Genomic DNA, 21,782 nt, shown 5'->3' on the forward strand with positions numbered 1-21,782 from the left:
CCGGCGCGACGCCGGGCCGCCGGGCCAGGGCCCGTTCCCCTCACCGCGTGACGTCGGCTGCGCGCACGTCGAGCCTCAGCTCCACCCAGCCGCGGACCGAGCTCACCTGCCAGATCCGCCCGGCGCGCGAGAGGTCGGCGACCGTGAGCACCGCCTCGGCGAGCTCGCCCGCCTCGAGCAGGTGCGCGCGGAAGGTGCCGGGCAGGAGCCCGGCCGTGAGCGGCGGGGTGACGCGGCGACCGCCGCGCTCCAGCACCAGGTTGCCGGTGGTGGTCTCGGTGAGCTCGCCGCGCTCGTTCCAGAGGACGACCTCGTCGGCCCCGGGCCGCCCGGCGCGGGCGCGCTCGAACGGCTCCCGGCGCGAGGTCTTGAACCGGAGGAACGGGTCCGCGGCGTCCACCGGGTCGCGCGCGAGCGCGGCCCGGAGCGGCCGCGAGGACGGCAGCGGCAGCGCCTCCACGGTGAGGCGACCGTCGGCGGCGAGCGCGAGCCGGACCTTGCGCGCGTCGTCGATCCCGGCCACCGCGCCCTCCAGCGCCGCGCGCACCGCGACCGGATCGCAGGGGTGGCCGAAGTGCGCCGCCGCGCCGGCGAGCCGCGCGAGGTGGCGGTCGAGCAGGGACCACCCGGCCGCCGGCTCCCAGCGCAGCGCCTCCAGCAGCAGGAGCCCGCTCACCGCGCCACCTCGTGCCAGCCCGCCACGGCGCGGACGAGGTTGCGCGCCTTCAGCTCCGCCTCGTCGTGCTCGGCCTCCGGCACGGAGTCCGCCACGATGCCGCCGCCGGCGTGGAGGTGGACGGCGCTGCCCGCGACCACGAGGGTGCGGATGGCGACGTTCAGGTCCGCGGTGCCTTGGAAGCCGAGGTAGCCGATGCTGCCGGTGTACACGCCCCGCGCGACCGGCTCCAGCGCCTCCACGATCTCCATGGCCCGGATCTTGGGCGCGCCGGTGATGGACGCGGCGGGGAACGCGGCGCGCAGGAGGTCGCAGGCGCCGCGCCCGGGCGCGAGCCGGCCGCGCACCGTGGCGACGAGGTGGTGGACCGAAGGGTGGCGCTCGACCTCCGGGAACGCGTCCACCCGCACCGAGCCGAGGGTGCACACGCGCCCGAGGTCGTTGCGCGCGACGTCCACGATCATCGCCAGCTCGGCGCGGTCCTTCGCGCTCGCGAGCAGCGCCGCGCGCAGGCGCGCGTCGTCCTGCGGCGTCCGCCCGCGGGGCGCGGTCCCCTTGATGGGCCGGGTCTCCACCTCGGCGCCGTCCACGCGCAGGAAGCGCTCCGGCGAGGCGCACGACACCTGCACCGCGTCGAACCCGAGCCAGGCGGCGAACGGCGCCGGGTTGAGCCGCATGAGGCGGCGGTGGAGCGCCCAGGGATCGCGCCCGCGCACCGGCGCGAACCAGCGCCCGGTGAAGTTCACCTGGTACACGTCGCCGGCGGCGACGTAGTCCTGGATGCGCCGCACCGACGCGAGGTACGCCTCGCGCGTCAGGTCGCGCAGCAGCGGCTCCTCGTCCGACTCGACCGGCTCGACCGGTTCGCCTCCCGCGCGCGACGGCTCCGGCGCGGCATCCACCGCCGCGGTGCCCTGCCGCGCGGCCTCGAGCACCGCGCGCCGCACCTCGTCGAAGGGCGCGCGGCCGGGGAGGTCGGGGGACGCGAGGCACGAGAGGTGCGTGCGGCGCGCCACGCGATCGAGGACGAGCACGCGATCGTAGAGGCCGAGCACGGCGTCGGGCGCGCCGGACGCGTCGCGGGCGGCGCGCGGGAGACGCTCCAGCTCGCGGGCGAGCCCGTACCCGAGGTAGCCGGCGGCCCCGCCCACGAACGGCGCGGGCAGCCCGCCCGCGTCCACCTCGAGGCGGTGCGCCGAGAGGAGCCGCTCGAGGACGTCGAGCGCCTTGCCGCGGAGGGTGTCCCGCTCGCCGGTCCAGCGCCGCAGCTCCACCCGGCCGTCGCGGGCGATCAGCGTCGCGAACGGCTCGAAGCAGGCGAACGAGAACCGGCCCAGGCGCCCGTCCACCACGCGGCTGTCGAGGAGGACGAGCCCGGGCCGGCGCCGCAGCGCGTCCACGCACCGCTCGAACCCCTCGACGCCGAGGTCGAGCGCCTCGACCTCGGCCCGGAACGTCACCGCGCGCGGAGCGAGCACCCGCGCCTTCTACGACGCCCCGACCGCGGGGCGCGAGGTGACGCCGCACCTGGGACGCGGCGTGCGGGGCGCGGTGATCGCGGGTCGCGGCGCCGACGCTCGGTCCGGCCGATTCGCGGGTCAGCGCGTCGTGTCGCCGCATCGTCACCGCGATGGAATGTTCGCGCCCCGATCGGCGGCGATCTTCTCCGGAATGCGCCGCCTGTCTCGTGGTTCAACGACATGCGTCCAGCCAATCGAGACGAGACCGCCGCCGCGAGCGGGCGCGCCAACCTCAACCCACGGGAGCCACCATGGAAGAACACCGTGAACCGGGCCAGCCGAAGGTGCTGCTGGTCGAGGACGACGACGACCTGCGCGTCGCCATGGCGGGCTGCCTCGCTGGCGCGGGCTTCCACGTGACGCTGGTGGCGACGGGGGCGGACGCGGTGCGCGCCGCGCTCCGCGATCACCCCGAGGTGATGGTCATCGACGTGATGCTCCCGGACTCGGGCGGCCTCGGCGTCGCGGAGGCCCTGCACCGCTACCCGGAGCTGGAGCAGGTGCCGGTGCTGTTCACGACCGGCCTCGCCGCCCCGGCGGTGAAGGCGCTGCTCGCGCCGGCGCCGGTGCTGTTCAAGCCGTTCGGGCGCCGCCAGCTCCTCAGCGCGGTGCGGAGCGCGGTGGAGCGGCGGCCGCCGGCCTCCGAGGCGCCGGCGGCCGCGCCCTGACTACGGCACGAGCTGCACCACGTCGTGCGTGTCCTTGCCGAGGTCGGACGCGCGGGTGAAGAGCGGGACGGTGTCGTTGGAGAGCCAGAGCGGGAGCAGGTTGAGGTCGTTCCACTCCCCCGGGACCCCGCTCGCGCCGCCGGGCCACACCGACTCGGCGCGCTTCACCGCGCCGCGTGACAGCTTGACCACCAGCCGGTTGGACGGGCCGCTCGAGAACATGAACGCGTTCGCGGACGCCGCGCGCGCGCCGTGCGACGACGCGTCCACCACGCCGAACCCGCCGTCGGTGGGGATGCCGGGGAGCCCGGGGAGCGGCGCCGGGAACGCGCCGAACGCGGGCGGCACGCTGAACGGCCCGCCCATGGGGTGCGCGAAGACGATCCGGTGGAGCTTGCCCCAGCGCCAGTCGTCCGGATCCGTCGAGCCGCCGAACGCGGGCGCGAAGTCGGGGCCGGAGAGGAGCGCCAGCGCGTCGGCGAGGCTCTTCAGCAGCACGAGATCGCGCCGGTCGGCGGGGCTCGCGTCCAGGCCGGGCACGGCGAAGAAGTCGATCCCGGAGGCGCCCACCCCCTGCTGCGCGTCGAAGCGGTCGAGCAGGTTGCGGAGCGCGGTCATGGCCTGCTGGCTGGGCGGGAGCGGCATCGTGCCGAGCTTCGAGTCGATGACGTTGCGGATCGCCTGGCCGCGCCAGGTCGAGTAGATGGTCGCCGCGATGCTCGCGTCCACCTCGGCCTGCGGGGGCGGCGAGAGCTTCCCGGGCGGATCGTCGGCGTCCCAGCCCTCCGGGATCCCGGTGGGCGTCGAGCCGTCCCAGGCGGCCAGCCGGGCCACCGCGCCCGCCACCGCCGCGTCGGCGCCGAGCGCGGCGAGCGGCGCCGGCGCGCCCTCGCGCCGCGCGTGATCGAGCGCGGCGGCGAGGTACGGCACCAGCGCCTCGGCGTCGAGCAGGACCACGTCGGCCTGGATGGACTGCATCTGCTCGAACGTCATCTTCCCGGCGGCGAGCACGTCCTTCACGCGCCGGGTGATGCGGCCGGCGCGGAACCCGGCGTCGAACCCGGGCGCGAGGTAGTAGATGCCGCCGCCCGGGCGCAGCTTCGTGAGCGGCGCGTTCTCGAGCGTCAGGCCAGCGGGGTCGTTGTTCGCGTTGATGGCGAAGCCGGCGGGCGGGTTGACGACGTGCGGCAGCTCCTCGAGCGGCACCACCTCGTACGGCAGCACCTGCAGCGGCTGCGGGTGCTGCACCGGCAGCCACTCGTTGCCGCCGGTGCCGTCGCGGATGAAGAACGGCGGCAGGCCGTCCACGGTCCCCTGCTGCAGGTCCTCGCGCACCGGCACGGCGGAGTGGGTGAAGTAGGCGATGTTGCCGGCGTCGTCGGCGTAGCAGAAGTTCTGCGAGCCGACGTCGAAGTGGCGCATGGCGGTGACGAAGTCGTCGATCCCGGTCGCGAGGTCGTAGCCGAGGAACGCGTCCAGCTCGCGCGTGCCGGAGAAGCCGGTGTACTGGACCGAGAGCGCCACGCCGGTGGTCGGGTCGAGCTGGATGATGGGGCCCTGGTTGCGCCGCGGCACGACCAGCGTGGCGGCGGGGATGCCGTTGCCGGGCGGCACCGGGACGAGGTCGTTCATCGTCGCATCGCCGATCACGTTCGCGAGGTACGCCTCGGAATACGGGATCACCGGCTCGAGCGCGCCCTGGTACACGGTGGCGAGCCCGCTCGGCGACGTCGGATCGGGCACCACCTGCTCCTGGAAGACGTCGGTCACGTCGAACGGGTCCACGGTCGCGCCCCAGGCCAGGTGGCGGTTGTGCCCGACCACCACCGACGGCACGCCGGCGAAGCTGTTGCCGATGACGTCGAACGGACCGGCCTGCAGGTGCACCGGGTAGAAGGTGGACGGCGTGCCCAGCGCGAGGTGCGGGTCGCTCGCGAGCATGGGGCTGCCGCCGGCGGTGTACGCGCCCGCGATCACCCACTGGTTGGAGCCGTCGCGCTCCTCGCGATCGGTGAGGCGGCGCAGGAACGCGTCGCCCTTCACCCGGCCCAGGTACTCGGCCGCGAGCGCGACGGCGCGCCGGTGCAGCTTGTCCGTGCTCGGCGCGCCGGCCCGGGCCGTCGCCGCGGCGGCGGGCGCGGGCGCGAGCGCGTCCGGCACGGTGGAGGCGGGGTCGAACGGCGCCGAGCGCCACAGGTCCTCGAAGAACAGCGCCGCGCCGTCGAAGCCCAGGGCGGCCCCGGCCTGCTGGTACGTGGCGAGCGCCACGGTCCGCTCGATGTCGTCCACGTCGAACGAGAGGCCGAACGCGATGAGCTTCGCGGCGAGGAGCGAGTCCATCACCGTCCACGGCTCGAAGGAGGTGAGCTCGAGCGCCGCGTACTCCGGCGGCAAGGGGTGCGTCTCCGCCCAGGCGTTCACGCCCTCCGCGTACGCCTCCAGCGCGGCCACCGCGCGCGTCGAGAGGAGCGGCAGGCTGCGCGCCGCGGCCCGCGCCAGCCCGAACGTGCGGAGCTGCACGTCGCCGGGGAGCGCGCCGGGCCCGAGCAGCTCGGCGAGCCGGCCCGCGGCGCGGCGGCGGGTGACGTCCATCTGGAACAGGCGATCCTGCGCGTGCACCCAGCCCTGCAGCAGGAACAGGTCGTGCTCGTCGGCGGCGCGCAGGTGCGCGATGCCGGCGCCGTCGCGCGTGATCGTCGCGGCGCCGTGCAGCCCGGGGAGCCGCCCCGGCGCGGTGCCGCCGCGGGCGGCGGAGGCGGCCGATGCGGTGGGCGTGGAGGACGAGGAGCAGGACGTGAGCCCTGCGAGGACGGCGAGCGAGGCGGCGAGGAGGGCGGCGCGCATGCGGGCTCCGGTGTGGGCCTGAGGGTCACACCGATGTCGCGCCTTGGACCCACATGGTCAACGTCGCCGCAGGGGTGGCCACACCAAGGCCGGGGCATTCGCGGACATCCGGCGCGGCGGCCGGCCGGCCACGCACCGGAGCCGTTCCCGCCTGCGGGCGAGGAGGCAGGAGGTCCGCCTGGCCGCGGCCGGCGATCACCTCCCCTGCTCACCGCGAGCAGAAGGCCCGGGGCGGTCCGTGCCGCCGCCCCGGGCCGGTGCGGCCTAGAACCGGTGCGCGACGCCCACGTCGAGCGTCCACGCGGTGAACGTGGTCTCGTACGCGGCGATCCCCTGCGCGAGGTTCGACCCGGTCTGCTTGCCCTCGGGCGCGTAGGTCCCGCCCACGCTCACCGAGGTGCGGCCGAGCTCGAGGCCCACGCCGGCGGTGACGTGGTGCTCGAGCACCGCCGGGAACGCCAGGTTCTCGAGCGCGCGGTCCGCGTCGAGCGGGCTCTTGCCGTAGTCGTAGCCGGCGCGGAGCTTCAGCCAGCTCGCCGCGGCGTACTCGGCGCCGACCTTCAGCACCCACTGGTCCGACCAGTCGAGGTCGAGCTGCATGCCCCCGGTGAGCGCCGGGTCGGTCTGGAGGCGCGGCTGGTTGCGGCCGTTGGTCTGCGACCAGCGGATCCACTGCACGTCGGCGGCGACGGCGAGCCCGGCCACCGGCCGCAGGCCCACGCCGAACGTCAGCAGGTCGGGCTGATCGAGCTCCAGCTTCTCCACGCCGGGGCCCACGTTCGCGGTCGCGCCGGTGGCCGGGTCCACCACGATGGTGTGCGCCGGGACCTCGTACTCGAAGTCCTGGAACCAGCCGCGGCTCTCGTACGCGAGGCCGGCGGTGAGCCACTGGACGGGCCGCCAGGTGGCGCCGACGGTGAACCCGCCGCCGTACGAGATGGCGCCGTCGCGCGGCTGCAGCCCGAGCCCGCCGCCGGCGGAGTACTCGAGCGTCGCGTACATGATGTTTGCGGTCACGCCCAGCGAGAGCTCGGGCGTCACGCGGTACGACACGCCGGGCGCGAGCCGGAGCTGGGAGTACGACGTGTACAGCCGGCCGCCCAGCAGGTCCTGCGGGTAGTCCACGCCGAGGCCGGCGATGCCGTAGCCTCCAAGGCCGAACGTGAGCCGGTCGCCGAGCGGGACCACCAGGCCGAAGCCGGGGATGAGCGTGGGGCGGCGCGAGGAGGTCTGCTCCTGCCCGGAGGCGGCGCCGACCGCGCGGTAGCGCACGTCCGCGTCGAGGATGGTGATCCCGAAGTCCACCCGACCGTCCACCAGCGACAGGCCCGCCGGGTTCGTGATCACGGTGGCCGAGTCGAGCGGGAGGCCCACCGAGGCGCCGCCCATGGCGCTCTGCACCGGCCCGAAGCCGATCATGCGCATCCCGTTCACCGCCCCTGCCTGCGACGCCCACAGCGCGAGCGCCGCGGCGACGATCCACCTCTTGCCGGTCATGGTTGACTCTCCCTGGTTGGTCGAACCCCGGGCGCGCCCCTGCGGGGAACGTGCCGACCCTCCTGGTGGGACCGGAGGGTCCGCACTCCGGGTCACCGTGACCTTGCCCCGGGCCGGTCCTGGGTTCGCGGAGGGTGCGTGTCACCCAGCGTAAACGACCGTCACTGGGGGTCTTTCCGGTCCACGGTGACTCCCCGGCTTCCGGGTGACGGCGCCGCGGACCCAGGGTCAACCGCGAGCACCCCCGAAATCGGGATGCTCCGAAGTGCCGCGAGGTCGCTTTCGCTCCGCGCGGCGCGCACACGCAGCCGCGGGGCGAGGACCCGCGCGACGTGCCCTGCGCGCAGCCGCGCCGGCGGGGGCGTGCCCCGGTGATCCGGGTCAAGCCACGTGCCGGCGACGGGCCCGGCGCGCGGAGATGCCGCGTCCCACGGGTCGGGGGCGCGCCGATTGCACCCGGCGTCACCTGAACGGTCGGTCCGAGTCGTCCGGCGCCGCCGCCCCGCGCGGCGCAGAGGGTGGGAGATCATCAGATGTCGACACTTCGCAACGCGAAGATCGCCACGCGCCTCACGGCGAGCTTCAGCCTGTACATGGTCATCGCGGTCTTCGTGGCGGTCGCGCTGCTGTACGCCCTCGCCCGGGTGACCGATCGCGTGGCGGCGGTCTCGGCCGCCGCGCTGGATCGCGACGTCCTCGCGCAGCGCGCCGCGCTCGCCACCGGCGACGCCGGCGGCCTGCTCGCGGAGGCGACCGCGGCCCCCGACGACGCGCGCCGGGCAGCGCCGCTCTCGCAGCTCGACCGCCTCCTCGACGAGGACGCGGCCGCGGCGCGCGCGCTCGGGGCGATGTCGCTCGACGCGGAGGAGCGCGGGCTGCTCGGCCAGGCGGAGGCCGCCGGCGCCCGGCTCCGGGACGCGGCGACGCGCGCCCGGCGCTCGCTGGGCCAGCCGGACGACCCGGCGCGCGCGACCGACCTGCAGCAGGTGATCTCGGCGCGCGCGGACCTGCAGGGCGCCTGGCAACGCCTGGCCGGGCTCGAGACCGAGCGCGTGCGGGAGGCGGCCGCCGCCGCGCAGGCCGACGCGGCCGTGGTGCGGCTCTGGATCTACGCGGGCCTGACGCTCGCCGGCACGCTCGTGATCCTCGCGAGCGTGACGCTCACCCGCAGCATCACCGTCCCGCTGCGCGCCACGGTGGTCCACGCCGAGCGCATCGCGCGCGGCGACCTGCGCGAGGAGGTCGAGGTGACCGGCCGCGACGAGATCGGCCAGCTCGAGCAGGCGATGCAGGCCATGACCGAGAAGCTGGCCGAGGTCATCGGCGAGGTGCGCGGGAGCACCGACGCGCTCACCTCGGCCTCGCAGCAGCTCTCCGCCACGGCGCAGAACGTGTCGCAGGGCACCGGCGAGCAGGCCGCGTCCGTGGAGGAGACCACCTCCTCGCTGGAGGAGATGAGCGCGTCGATCACGCAGAACGCCGAGAACAGCCGGCAGACCGAGACGATGGCCCTGGAGGGCGCCCGCAACGCGCAGGAGAGCGGAGAGGCGGTGCAGCGCAGCGTGGAGGCGATGCGCACCATCGCCGAGAAGATCTCCATCATCGAGGAGATCGCCTACCAGACGAACCTGCTCGCGCTGAACGCGGCCATCGAGGCGGCGCGCGCCGGCGAGCACGGCCGCGGGTTCGCGGTGGTCGCCACCGAGGTCCGCAAGCTGGCGGAGCGGGCGCAGAAGTCCGCCGGGGAGATCGGCGCGCTGGCCGGCTCGTCGGTGGAGGTCGCCGAGCGCTCCGGGGCGCTCATCGCCGAGCTGGTGCCGGCCATCCGCAAGACCTCCGACCTGGTGCAGGAGGTGGCGGCGGCGTCGCGCGAGCAGTCCACCGGCGTCCGCCAGGTCACGAAGGCCATGGGCGTGGTGGACCAGGTCACGCAGCGGAACGCCTCCGCCGCCGAGGAGCTGTCGTCCACCGCCGAGGAGATGTCCTCGCAGGCCGAGGCGCTCCAGCAGCTGGTGGCGTTCTTCCGGGTCCGCGAGGCCCACGCGCCTGCCCGCCCGCGCCCGGCGCTGGCCGCGCCGCGGCTGCCGCCGGCGCCGATGGCCGCCGCCGCGCGGGCCCCGGGTGCGTCGGGCCGGGCGAACGGCAAGCCGGATGGCACCGTGGAGAAGGAGTTCAGGCGCTTCTGAGCGGATCGACGGGCGCGTCCGCGGTCACCGCCACCAGCAGGTAGGGCCCGGCCGCCCCGATCCACGCCCGGAACGCGGCGCGGACCGGGCCCTCCAGCGCCAGCGCGAACCGGCGCGCGCGCAGCCCGCCCAGCCGCTCCGGCGGCGCGGGCGGGCCGATGGAGAGGCGCACCGCCCGCAGCGGGACGGTGAGCCCGGTCCCGAGCCACTTCACCACCGCCTCCTTCGCGCCGAACGCGGCGCACGCGGCGAAGCCGGCGCGCGGCTCGTCCAGCGCCCGCTCGAACGCGCGCAGCTCCTCCGGCCAGAACGCCTCGCGGCGGAACGCGCCGTCGAGCGCCTCCACCCGCACCAGGTCGAGCCCCACCGGCGCGCCGAACGCCGCCGCGGCGGCCACGCCCTCGGTGTGGGTGATGGAGACGTACGCGGGGAGGCGCGCGCCGCGGGCGTCGAGCGCCACCGGCTGCGCCGTCCCGGCCCCGGCGTCGCGCAGCACCGCCGCGCACGCGCCCGGCGCCCGCAGCAGCCGGTCCACCGCGGCCCGCGCCGCGGCGCGCCCGGCGGCGAACTCGAATCGGCGCCGCGCGGTGGCCGCCGGCGGGAGCAGCGCGCGCTCCGCCGCGGGGAGCCCCGCCAGCGCCGCCTCCGCCCCGGCCACCGGGCGGAAGGCGATCACCGGCGCGGCGTCCCCCGCGGCCGCGGTCATGCGGCGACCTCGACCGCGGCGATGCGGCGGAGCTCCAGCCCGGTCACCTCGAGCAGCTCCTCGCCGTCCTCGCCCGCGACCACGAGGTCGTAGAACACGCGCGGCGCGTCCTCCGCGGTCCGGCGCGCCTCGACCCGGGCCCGCTCGCCGGCGCGGAGCGCGCGCCCGGCGCGGAGCCGCTCGACGGCGATGGGCACGCACACCCACCCCTCGCCGTAGCCCTCCAGGCTGCCCGCCACCTGGAACGCGGCGTCGAGCAGCAGCGGGTCGATCCGGAACGCCGGCGCGCGCACGCCCGGGATCGCCGCGCGCAGGTCGGCCGGCTCCACCGTCGCCCGCGCCGCGCCGCCCAGCAGCTCCAGCCAGCGCACGCGGCAGAACAGCGGCCCGAGCTCCACCGGATCGCGCGACAGCCGGTAGAAGGAGCGGGCCCGCACCAGCCCATCGCTCTCGGGCAGCGCGTGGCGCGGCGAGGTCGGCGTCCCCGCCTCGAGGCGCACCCCCGCGCGCGCGTGGACGCGCTCTTTCCCGGCGGGCAGCGCGATGGGCAGGCTCGAGACGAGCCGCACCGCGAGGACGCCGCCCTCCCCGGGCTCGACCACCGCGCGCACGTCGAGCGCGGCGCGTGCCAGCGCCACCGGCGCCTCGATGCGGAAGCCGGTCACCTCTGCCACGCGCTCGCCGGGCCGCCCCAGCGCCGCCGCCTCCGCGAGCAGCTCCAGCGCGAACGCGCCCGGGAGGATGGGCCGGCCGTCCACCCGGTGCTGCGCCAGGAACGGCGCGTCGGCCCGGAGCCGCGCCCGCGCCACCAGGCCGCCGCCCGGACGCGGCTCGGCCGCGTCCACCAGCGGCGAGGCGCTGCGCACCAGCGGTGCCCCGCCGTCGTCGAGCAGCGCCACCGGGCGCGCGCCGTCGGCGGACGCGCCCAGGAACGGCCAGGCGTGCAGCATGCGCTCCGAGGCGAGCAGCGTCTCCGGCACGTCGCCCGAGCGCAGCTCGGAGACGAACCAGTAGCGCCCCTCCTCCGGCGAGATGGAGGTGACGCCCATCGCGTCGAGCCCGGCGGCGATGTCCGGGTTCGAGGCCGCCCAGCCGATCTCGCGCCAGGCCGGCCAGTCGATGGTGACGCAGTGGACCGCCCGCCCGCGCCGCGCCATCCACGCCGGGAGCAGCGCGGCCACCAGCGCGTTCGCGCCGGCGTAGTCGGTCTGCCCGCGGTTGCCGAAGCGCGCCACCCCGGAGCCGAACGCCACCACGGCGCGGAGCGGATCGGCGCGCGTCGCGTCGAGGAGGTGCAGGAGGCCGGCCACCTTGGAGTCGAGCACCCGCGCGACGTCCGCGGCGGTCTTGCCGGGCACGCTGGCGGACCGCTCCACCATGGCCCCGTGGCCCAGCACGGTGATGGGGCCGAGGCGCGCGCGGACGTCGTCCACCACCGCCCGCACCGAGGCCGGGTCGGTCACGTCGCAGACCGCGTACTCGAGCGCCAGCCCCTCCTTGCGCGTCCGCTCCAGGTTGCGGTGCAGCTCGCGATCGCGCGCCAGCGCGTCCATCTCGCGCGCGAAGCGGACCGGGGTGAGCCCGGGCTCGCCGCGGCGGCGGACGATCTCGCGGCGCCGGAACTCCGCGAAGGCGCGGTCGTCCAGGGCGAGGTGCGGGAGCGCGGGATCCGGGGGCGGCGTGCGGCCGGTGACGACCACCTTCGCCCCGAGCCGCGCGACGGCGCAGGCGCACTCGAACACCACGCCGCGCCCGCCGCCGGAGAAGAGGAGCACGTCGCCCGGGCCGATCTCGCGCCGCACCGGCGCCCCGGCGTCGAGCGGCGCCTGGCGCAGCGCCACCACCGTCCGGCGGCCGTCGGCGAAGCCCACCTGCACGCGCTCGTTCCCGTCCTCCAGCTCGGCGACCAGCGCGCGGGCCAGGTCGGCGGCGTCCACCGCGGGCGCGAAGTCGAGCGCCTTCACCAGCGCCCCGGGCACCTCCTGCTTCAGCGCCAGCGCGAGGCCGTGCTGGAACGCGCCCGCGGGATCCGCGGCCGCCGCCCCGAGGCCGAGCGCGCCGCCCAGCGAGGTCACGGCCACGTACGCGCCGGGCCGCGCCGGGGTGGAGGCGAGGAGCGCGTCGTAGATCCGGCGCACCAGCGCGTAGGACGTCTCGGCGGCCGCGCGGGCCGCGCCGGCGATCGCGCCGCCGTCCAGGGAGAGGTCGAGCTGCGGCGCGCCGAACGCGGCGAGGTCGACCAGCAGCTCGGGCGCGCCGAGCGAGGCGACGGCGGCGTCCACCGCCGCCGGGGTCGCCGACAAAGCCTCGGCGCCGCGGGAACGGAGCGCCGCCGCCACGACCTCCGCCGCGCCGCCGGCCGCGCCGACCACCAGCGCGCGCCGGCCCGCGAGCGAGAGGCGCGGGGGCCGCGCCGGGAGCGCGACCGGCACCGCCTCCGGCACCAGCCGGTCGGCGGCGAGGCCGTCGCCGGGCGGGATCACCGCGGGCCCCGCCGCGGCAGCGGAGGCCGCCGCCTCCTCCAGGATCACGTGGTGGTTCACCCCGGCCATGCCGAACGTGCTCACCGCGGCGCGGCGCGGGTGGCCGGCGGCGGGCCAGGGGCGGGCCTCGGTGGCGAGCTCCGCCGGGATGGCCTCGAGGTGCAGCTCGGCGTCGAGGTCGCGGGTGGCGTTGGAGGGCGGCAGCACGCGGCGGTGCAGCGCCAGCGAGGCGCGCACCAGCGCGATGAGCCCGGCCGCGCTGGTGGTGTGGCCGACCTGCGACTTGGAGGCGGAGAGCACGAGCGGGGTCGCGCGCGGCAGGCCGCCGTAGACCGCGGCGTAGGTCGCGACCTCGGTGCGGTCGCCGAGCCGGGTGGCGGGGCCGTGCGACTCGAGCAGGTCCACCGTCTCGGGCCGCACCCGCGCATGGGCGAGCGCGCGGCGCAGCGCGAGCTGCTGGCCGCTGGTGCTGGGCGAGTAGATCGACAGCCCGCGGCCGTCGCTGGAGATCCCGTGACCCCGGACCACCGCGTAGATGCGGTCGCCGTCGGCCCGGGCGTCGGCGAGGCGCTTCAGCGCCACCGCGCCGGCCCCCTCCGCCGGCACGAAGCCCTCGGCGTCCACGTGGAACGGCAGGCCGCCGCGCGGCGACAGCGCGCCGAGCAGCCCGAGCGCCACGTAGTACTCGGGCACGAGGTTGTAGGCGACGCCGCCGGCCAGCGCGACGTCCACCTCCCCGCGCGCCAGCGCCTCGCAGGCGGCCGCCACCGCCGCGAGCGAGGAGGCGCAGGCCGCGTCCACCGTGAGCGGGATGCCGCCGAGCCCGAAGGCGGCGGCCACCCGCGCGGTGAGCGCGTAGCCGGAGGTGGCGGCGAGCGCCTGGGGCCAGCGGGCCGCGCCGCGCGCGTCGAACACGGCGCGGGCGCGGGCCACCACCCCGGCGATGCAGGCCTCGTCGAGCCCCGCCTCGCGCATCGCGTCCTCGGCGAGCGCGAGCGTGTTCCCGAACGCGACGCGGGTCTCGACCGCCGCCTCGCGGGCGCGGAGCGAGAGCTGCCCGAACACCGCCTGGCCGCGCAGGCCGCGCGCGCGCGCGGCCTCCCAGCCCGCGTCGGCGAGCGCCTGCTCCGCGGCGAGCAGCGAGATGGGCACCGCGCCGTCGAGCGCGGGCGCCTCCGCGGGATCGATCCCGTAGCGCTCGGGCTGGAACGGCGGCGGCGACACCGGGGCGGCGAGCCGGGTGCGGAACGCGTGCGCCAGCTCGGCGTTCGCGCCCACCAGCGCGTCCACGTCGAAGCGCGAGCGCGGCAGGTCGAGCACCGGGTCGGCGTGGTCGAGCACGTTGCGCCAGTAGGTGTCCACGTCGTTCGCGCCCGGGACCACCAGGCCCACGCCCACGACGGCGTAGCCCTGCTCGTCGCGCCGGGGCCGCGGACGGGGGGCCGGGGCGGCCGGCCGCGGCGCGCCCGGCGCGGCCAGCACCGCGTGGTACGCGACCGGCTCGGGGCCGCCGTCGCTCACGCCGATGCGGCGCGGCGCCCCGCCGGACGCGGGCGCCGGCGCGGACGCGGGCCAGGCGCCCCGGTGCAGCGCGAGCGCGGCCTCCACGAGCGCCACCATCCCGGTGGCGCCCTGGAGGAAGCCGGTCGAGGGCACGCACGAGCCGGTGGGCACGGGGGCCTTCCGCGCGCGGTACGCGGCGGCGAGCCCGGCCGCCTCGCCGGCGTCGCTGGCGAGGCCGGCGGCGCGCGAGACCACCGCGTCCACCTCGGCCGGCCCGATGCCCTCCACCGCGGCGCGGGCCGCCCGCTCCACGCAGCGCGCCAGCGCGCCCGCGTCGCGGGCGCCCGGCTCGGCGGCGGCGCCCAGCCGCTCCACCAGCGCGTACACCCGCGCGCCGGCGGCGTCGTCCTCGCGCCGGAGCACCAGCGCGGCCGCGCCCTCCCCCGGCAGCGTACCCGCCGCCTCGGGGTCGAACGGGCGCGGGACGTCGTCGGCCAGCTCGCCGCGGTGCGCGAGCGAGAGCAGCACCGAGGGCGTCACCAGCGGCGACACCGCGCACACCACCGCCACGTCGCACTCGCCGCGCCGGAGCGCCTCGATCGACTCGGAGAGCGCCGCCAGCGACGACGCGCTGCCCACGTCCACCGCCGCGTGGCCGCCGCGGAAGTCGAACAGGTTCGCGGCCCGGCCGGCCACGATGCTCGACGAGGTGAAGAGCGAGTCCGGCTCGATGGCCGGGCAGGCCAGGTCCACCACGCGATCCAGGATGGCGAGCGCCAGCTCGCGGCGGTCCGGCGCCTCGCGCGCCAGCGCGTCGCCGATGGGGATGGCGAGGCGGTTGCGGCGGATGCGCCGCATCGGATCGGTGCGCGGGTCCGGGCCGAGCGTGGTGGCCGCGATGCGGATCTGCCCGCGCTCCACCGGCGCGGCGCCGGGCCTCATGCCGGCGTCGGCGAGCGCCTCGGCCATGGTCTGCAGCGCGAGCTTCTCGGCGAGGTGCAGCCGCTCCACCTGGAGCGGCGGGACGCGGAGCGCGCGCCAGTCGAGCGGCACGTCGTCGAGGAGCGCCGCGCGCGGCGCCCGCCCGCCGAGCAGCGCGCCCGCCTCCGGGCCGAACGCCACCGGGTCGAAGCGCGCCGCCGGCACGCGCGCGAACGGCGCCGGCCGGCGCGCCGAGAGCCGCGCCCAGAGCGCGTCCAGGCCGGAGGCGCCGGCGAGCCGGCACCCCATCCCCACCACCGCGATGCGCGCGCCCTGGCTCACGCCACGCCCTCGCTGGCGCGCCCGTCGCGGATGCGCCGGCTGTACCGCCGCCAGGCGCGCTCGGCCGCCTCGCCGATGGGTCCGGCGGCGGCGCCGGTCGCGACCGGGCGGCCGCACACGCCGCGCAGCTCGGCCACCAGCGCGTCCCCGGCCACCACCGTCACGTCGGCGCGCCACAGCCCGCCCTCCGGCGCGACCATCTTCACGTGGATCCCGAACGCGCCGCCGGCCGCGGGCGCCGCGTGCACGCGCACCTGCTCCACCGAGCAGACCGCGTGCGGCGCCCCGGTCACCCCGAGCCAGGCGAACGACGCGAGCTCGCTCGCCGCGGCGAGCGCGATCGCCAGCCGCTCCACCTCGTCGCCCTCGCCCGCGTCGGCCCCGCCCGCCGCGACCATGAAGCCGTCGGAGCGCGCCCAGGCGAGCACGCCGTCCGCCGCGCCGAGCACCGGCGCGAGCGCGTCGCGCAGCTCCGCCCCGCTCGCGGCCCGGCCGCGCCGCTCCGGCGCGATGGCGCGCAGGATCTCGGCGGGCGCGGCGGCGGCCGGCCCGGGCGCGCCCACCCGCACCGTGGCCTCGGCCTCGCTCTCGCCCAGGATGGCGCGCAGCCGGAGCGCGCCGTCGGTGGCGTGCGCCACGTCCACGAGCGGCTCGCGCGCCGGCGCCGCCTCGCCGGAGGCGCGCAGCTCCAGGTGGGCGACCTCGCGGACGCCCTCGCCGGCCGCGCCGAGCAGCGCCTCCAGCAGGCGGCGCGAGGCGGCCACCGCCGGCCCGCGCGCGTCGTTCACCACGGGTGCAGCGACGGCGGCCGCGGCGTGCGGGGCGGCGGCGAGCGGCGTGGCGGTGGGCCGGGGGGCGCCACCGCCGGGCGGGCGGGGGCCGCCGCCGGGACCGTCCGGATCGGCGGGCGCGAGCCGGCGGGCGAGCGCGTCGGCCGCCTTGCGGATGGTGTTCGCGTCGCGGAGCTTGAAGCCGGGATCGGGCGGCAGGCCGAAGCGCTCGCGCGCGGCGGCGAGCACCGCCACCTGCTTCACCGTGTCGATGCCCAGCTCGGCCTCGAGGTCGAGGTCGGCGTCGAGCATCTCCTCCGGGTAGCCGGTCCGCTTCACCAGCTCCTCCACGATGGCGGCGCGCACCTGCTCGCGAGCGGTCTCGAGCGTGAGGCGCGGGGTGGCGCGGCCGAGCGCGTTCGGGGGTGGCGGCGGAGGCGCCGAGGCCGCGGGCGCCGGCGCGGCGACGACCTTCGGCTCGGACGCGGCAGCGGGCGGGGCGGCGGGCACGGCGCCGGGCGCGACGCCGCGGGCCACCTGGACGCGGCTGGCGAGCCACGCGGTGGCCTTCGCGATGGTGTTCGCGTCGCGGAGCTTGAACGCCGGATCCGGCGGCACGCCGAGGCGCTCGCGGACCGCGGCCAGCACCGCCACCTGCTTCACCGTGTCGATGCCGAGCTCGGCCTCCAGGTCCAGCTCGGGGTCGAGCATCTCCTCGGGGTAGCCGGTGCGCCGGGCGTACTCCGCGACGAGCGCGCGCCGGACCTCGTCGGCGCCGACCGCGGGCGCCGCGGCCGCCACCGGCTCGGCCGCGGGCACGGGCGCGGCCACCGGTGCGGGCGCGGCCACGGGCGCGGCGGCCGGTGCGGGAGCGGGATCGGGTGCGGCCACCGCCTCGGAGACCGCGGACGGCTCCTGCACGGCCGGCGCCGCGACCGGCGCCGCAGCGGGCGCGGCGACGGCGACGGACGCCGCGGGCGCCGGCTGCTCCGGCACGGTCCCGGTGAGCACGCCGTCGATGAGGTCGCGGATCCCGCGCAGCAGCGTCGCCACGTAGGCCGGCATCGCCTCCGGCGACGGGGCCGCGACCGCGCCCTGCGGCGCGGAGCGGATCTCGGGAATGCTGCGGGACGGGGTGCTCATCGCAGTGTCCTCCTCCAGGACTCCAGCGCCGTGGACGAACAGGCAGGCGAGCGCGCGCTGGAGCTGCTCGACCTCGCCGACCTTCGGGTGGAGCGTGGCGTGCGCGACGTGCGGGCGATCCCCGAGGATCTGCCCGACGAAGGTGGTGAGCGGCCACTTGGGCCCGCACTCCACGAAGAGCCGCACGCCGCGCGCGTGGAGCGCGTCCACCGCCGGCCGGAGCCGCACCGGCTCGACGAACTGGCTGGCGAGGTGCTCGGGGAAGCGCTCCGGCGGGACCTCGGCGAGGCTCCGCCCGGTGACGGTGGAGACGATCTCCACCTCCGGCGCGCGGAACGGGATGGTGCGGAGCAGGCGCAGGTAGCGCGGCTGCGCCGCGGCGATGAGCTGCGAGTGGTAGCCGTGCGAGACCGCCAGCACGGTCGCCTCGACGCCCTCGTCCGACGCCCGCCGGTGCAGCTCCGGCATGGCGCGGCGGTCGCACGACACGATGCAGGCGCCGGGTCCGTTGTCTGCGGCGAGCGCGGCGTAGCCGGGGAGCCCGGCCGTGAACCGCGCGGCCCGCTCGGCGCCGCAGGTGAGCGCGACCATCTGGCCGGGGTCGTCGCGGGTGAGCGCCAGCACCGAGAGCGTCCGCTCGCGGACCACCGCGAGCCCGTCCTCGAGCGACATGGCGCCGGCCGCCACCAGCGCGGCCAGCTCGCCCGCGCTCTGCCCCATGAGCGCCCGCGGCGCGAGGCCGTGGCGCACGAGCAGCCGGTGCAGCGCCACGTTCACCACGAACACCGCGCAGTGGATGTCCTCGTCGCTCTGCGCGTAGGCGTCGGGCCGGTCGGTGAAGAACGAGGGCCGCAGCGGGCGCCCGCACAGCGCCTGGTAGGCGCGGTCGGCGTCGTCGAGCGTCCCGCCCAGCGACGGGAACGCCGCGAGCGCGTCGCGGAGCATGTTCGGGTACTGCGGCCCCTGGCCCGGGAACGTCACCGCCACCTGCGCCGGTGTCCGCGCATCCGCCGCGTGCACGCCCTGGGCGCGGAGCAGCCCGAGGTCGAGCCCGACGCGCACCGCGCGGGAGAGGTGCGCGGCGCGCGCGGCGAGCGCCGCGGGATCCGCCGCCACCACCGCGGCCCGGAACGGCGCCTCCGCCGCCGCCCGGCGGGAGGCCCGGAGCGCCTCGAGGTAGTCCTCGGGGCCCGCGTCGCGGAGCGCGCGCGCGAGCCGCTCCAGCGCCTCGGCGCAGCCGGCCGCGTCCTCCGCGCCCGCGGCGGCGATGGCGAGCGGCCGCGCCGCCAGGGGCGAGGCGGCGAGCGCCGGCGCCGGGGCCGCCTTCACGACGGCCGGAGGCTGCACGACCGGGGCGACGCGCGCCGGCGGGGCGGGGCGGTACTCCTCCACCAGCGCGTGCACGTTCGTGCCGCCCAGGCCGAAGCCGGACACGCCCGCCCGCCGGGGCGCGCCGTCGGGCGCGGTCCAGCGCTCGGCGCGCGTGACCACCTCGACCGGGCCTGCGCCGAAGTCGATGGCCGGGTTGGGCCGCTCGACCTCGAGCGACGGCGGCAGCAGGCCCTCGCGCACCGCCAGCACCGCCTTCAGCAGCGCCGGGGCGCCGGCCGCGCCGAGCAGGTGGCCGATGTTGGACTTCACCGAGCCGATGCGGAGCGGACGGGCCCGGCCGCGCCCGTACGCGCGCACGCAGGCCTCCACCTCGGTCCGGTCGCCGAGGGCGGTGCCGGTGCCGTGGCACTCCACGTAGTCCACCAGCGCGGGATCGATCCCGCCCGCCTCCAGCGCGCGCCGCATGGCGAGCGCCTCGCCCTCCAGGGACGGCGCGAACACCGACTTGCCCTTGCCGTCGCTGGACGCGCCCACCGCGCGGACGAGCGCGTGGACGCGCTGGCCGTCGCGCTCGGCGTCGGCGAGGCGGCGCAGCACCAGCACGCCCGCGCCCTCGCCCGGCACGAACCCGTCGGCGCGCGCGTCGAACGGCGTGCTCCCGGTGGCGGAGAGCGCGTTGAAGCGGCAGCAGCCCACGTAGAACTCGGGCTGCATATCGGCCCACACGCCGCCCACCAGCGCCGTGTCGCAGGTGCCGTCGCGCAGCGCCTGCACCGCCGCCTGCAGCGCGGCGAGCGTCGAGGCGCAGGCCGACTCGACGGTGAGCTGCGGGCCGCGCAGGTCGAAGCGGCGCGCGATGCGCGCGGCCATGACGCTGCCGAGCCAGCCGGGCAGCGCGTCCTCCGCGAGCGGGGGCAGCTCGCCCTCCACCCGCGCCCGCGCGGCCTCGAGCAGCGCCCGCGCCTGCGCGCCGGTGAGCCCGGCGGCCGGCGCCGCGGCCTCCACCTCGGCGGCGAGGCGCGCCAGGTGGAAGCGCACCTCGGCGAGGAGCTTGCGCCCCTGGCACGCCATGAAGCCGAGGAACACGCCGGTGCGGCCGCGATCCCAGGCGCCGCGCTCCAGGCCGGCGTCGGCCACCGCCTCCTCGGCCACGCGCAGCGCGAGGAGGTGCGCCGGGTCCACCGCCTCGCGCGCGGCGGGCGGGATGCGCCAGCGCGCGTCGGCGAGCGCGGGGGCGTCGGTGAAGCCGCCCAGGCGCGTGTAGCTGCGCTCCAGCCGGGCGGCGTCGGGGTGGCAGTAGCGCGACGCGTCCCAGCGGCTCGCCGGGACGTCGCGGATCGACGACCGCCCGTCCTGCAGAGAACGCCAGAACGCCGGCACGTCGTCGGCGCCGGGGAGCATCGCGCCCATGCCGATCACCGCCAGCGGCGCGGGCTCCGCCGGTGCGCGCCACGCCGCGACGGCGGCGGCGGGCGCAGGCGAAGGGGCCGCCAGCACCGCGTGGTAGGCGAGGCCGCCCAGCGACACCGCGCTCACCGCGGCGCGCGCGGCGTCGCAGCCGGCGCGCGGCCGGAGCGGCGCGGGCGCGCGCGGCACCTCGAACGCGGTCTCCTCGAGGCGGAGGTCCGGGTGCGGGCGGGAGAACCCGGCCTGCGGCGGGACCACCCCGTGCTGCAGCGCCAGCACCGTGCGCAGCATGCCCACCGCGGCGCTCGCGCCGCGCAGGTGGCCGACCTGCGCCTTGGCCGAGCCGATGGCGACCGGCCCGGGAATGCCGCGGTAGCCCTGCGCGAGCGCGGCGAGCTCGCTGGCGTCTCCGCGCGGCGTGCCGGTGGCGTGGCACTCCACGAAGCCGACCGTGGCGGGATCGACCGCGCCCTCCTCGTGCGCCCGCCGGATGGCGAGCGCGAGTCCGTCCGGGCGCGGCGCGAGCGGCGAGGCCGCGGCGCCGTCGCAGGCGCCGGCCACGCCGAGCACCACCGCCAGGATGCGATCGCCGTCGCGGAGCGCGTCGTCGAGCCGCTTGGCGGCGAACATCACCGCGCCCTCGCCGGGCAGCGTCCCGTCGGCGGCGGCGTCGAACGGGCGCGGCCGGTGGGCGGAGAGCACGCCCATGCGCGAGAGCGCCACCAGCTCGGCCGGCGAGAGCAGCTCGCTCGCGGCGCCGAACAGCGCGCAGTCCACCGTCCCGTCGCGCAGCGCGCGCGCCGCCACGTCGAGCGCGGCCAGCCCGGAGGCGAAGCCGGCGTCCACCGCCGCGTGCGGGCCGCGCAGGTCGAGCAGCATGCCCACGCGCCCGGCCGCGATGCTGCCGGCCGAGTTCACCACCGGCTCCTCGCTGGCCGGCCGCAGCCGGGCCTCCAGCGAGGCGCGCGCCGACGCGAGCGCCGCCTCGGCCGCCGCGACGGGAACGCCCGCCTCGCCGGCGGCCTCGCGCACCGCCGACGCGAGCGCGTCGAGCCGGACGCGGAGCCCGGTGTCCGGCCGCCAGCCCAGCCCGGTCGCGCCGAGCCACACGCCGGTGCGCTCGCGCGGAAGCGCCTTCACCGCGGCCAGCGCCTGGCGCCCCGCCTCCAGCACCTGGAGCTGCGCGGGGTTCATCGCGTCGGCGTCGGCCGGCGGCATCCGGAACGCGCGCCAGTCGGGCCGGAACCCGGTCACCTGGGCCGCGGCCGGGAGCCGGCCGAGCCCGAGCCGCTCCCAGTCCCACGCCCCGCCCGCGAGCGGCTCGAACGCGTCGCGCCCGGCCTGCATCGCGTCCCAGAACGCCTCGACGCTGCCTGCGCCCGGAAGCACACACCCGACGCCGATGAGGGCGATCGGGACCCTGGGTGTTCCCCGCTGCTCCGAAGTGGTCACGCCGGAGAGGGTGGCGGACAACGTCACTTTTCGTCAATAGGGGTGGTGCAATTATCCACGAATTGCGACATGCACAAACGAATAGGTGAATATTTTGCGTGCGGGGCTGCTTGCGAAGCGCGCACGCGCGCACCCGGGTTGCGCAGGCACCACGCGGTTCCCGGAAATTGACTGGGTGTGATGCGACTCCGGGTCCGTCCGGACTCCGGGTGCGTTCGCCTCGATCGCAACCCTTGTGGTCCACGACGCCCCTATTGACTGTTGGCGCGTGTTCGCGGGGGGGGCGGGCGCCGTCCGCCGCGCGCGACCGCGGCCGCGGCGGTGGACGGGCC

At 77.8% G+C, this 21,782-nt stretch carries 9 protein-coding genes; 2 read left to right on the top strand and 7 right to left on the bottom strand.

Annotated elements, in window-relative coordinates; genetic code table 11:
- Positions 1–40: 40 nt before the first annotated feature.
- Positions 41–676 (bottom strand): aminotransferase class IV family protein, encoded by a 636-nt coding sequence (locus ANAEK_RS20060; protein WP_012527952.1) that lies wholly within the window; start codon positions 674–676, stop codon positions 41–43.
- Entirely contained in the window at positions 673–2,154 is a 1,482-nt protein-coding gene (pabB, locus tag ANAEK_RS20065) for an aminodeoxychorismate synthase component I (RefSeq protein WP_012527953.1), read from the bottom strand. The genes ANAEK_RS20060 and pabB overlap by 4 nt, the downstream gene beginning before the upstream one ends.
- A 293-nt stretch (positions 2,155–2,447) precedes the next feature.
- Between pabB and ANAEK_RS20070 the strand changes: the two genes are divergently transcribed.
- Positions 2,448–2,864 (top strand): response regulator transcription factor, encoded by a 417-nt coding sequence (locus tag ANAEK_RS20070; protein ID WP_012527954.1) that lies wholly within the window; start codon positions 2,448–2,450, stop codon positions 2,862–2,864.
- Here the strand turns inward: ANAEK_RS20070 and ANAEK_RS20075 are convergent, their stop codons facing one another.
- On the bottom strand, positions 2,865–5,708 hold the full coding sequence (locus ANAEK_RS20075; RefSeq protein WP_012527955.1) for a penicillin acylase family protein: 2,844 nt from the start codon (positions 5,706–5,708) through the stop codon (positions 2,865–2,867).
- 264 nt (positions 5,709–5,972) lie between these two features.
- The gene (locus ANAEK_RS20080; protein WP_012527956.1) at positions 5,973–7,205 is read right to left on the bottom strand and encodes an OmpP1/FadL family transporter; all 1,233 of its coding nucleotides are present in this window, start codon (positions 7,203–7,205) and stop codon (positions 5,973–5,975) included.
- Between the two features lie 533 nt (positions 7,206–7,738).
- On the opposite strand from ANAEK_RS20080, the gene ANAEK_RS20085 reads away from it, so the two are divergent.
- On the top strand, positions 7,739–9,391 hold the full coding sequence (locus ANAEK_RS20085; protein ID WP_012527957.1) for a methyl-accepting chemotaxis protein: 1,653 nt from the start codon (positions 7,739–7,741) through the stop codon (positions 9,389–9,391).
- On the opposite strand, the gene ANAEK_RS20090 is transcribed toward ANAEK_RS20085, so the two are convergent.
- From ANAEK_RS20090 to ANAEK_RS20100, 3 genes are read right to left on the bottom strand one after another with little or no spacing between them, the layout of a single operon-like run.
- Positions 9,378–10,097 carry a 4'-phosphopantetheinyl transferase superfamily protein gene (locus ANAEK_RS20090; RefSeq protein ID WP_012527958.1) on the bottom strand — a complete coding sequence of 240 codons (720 nt, stop codon included), beginning with the start codon at positions 10,095–10,097 and terminating at the stop codon, positions 9,378–9,380. The two genes, ANAEK_RS20085 and ANAEK_RS20090, sit on opposite strands and share 14 nt — an antisense overlap.
- On the bottom strand, positions 10,094–15,346 hold the full coding sequence (locus ANAEK_RS20095; protein ID WP_012527959.1) for an SDR family NAD(P)-dependent oxidoreductase: 5,253 nt from the start codon (positions 15,344–15,346) through the stop codon (positions 10,094–10,096). Before ANAEK_RS20095 ends, ANAEK_RS20090 begins: the two co-directional genes overlap by 4 nt.
- Positions 15,343–21,477: a type I polyketide synthase gene (locus ANAEK_RS20100; RefSeq protein ID WP_041454132.1), complete on the bottom strand. Its 6,135-nt coding sequence runs from the start codon at positions 21,475–21,477 to the stop codon at positions 15,343–15,345. The genes ANAEK_RS20095 and ANAEK_RS20100 overlap by 4 nt, the downstream gene beginning before the upstream one ends.
- Positions 21,478–21,782: the final 305 nt, after the last annotated feature.

It is taken from the genome of Anaeromyxobacter sp. K (genome assembly GCF_000020805.1).
Taxonomy (GTDB): Bacteria; Myxococcota; Myxococcia; order Myxococcales; family Anaeromyxobacteraceae; genus Anaeromyxobacter; species Anaeromyxobacter dehalogenans.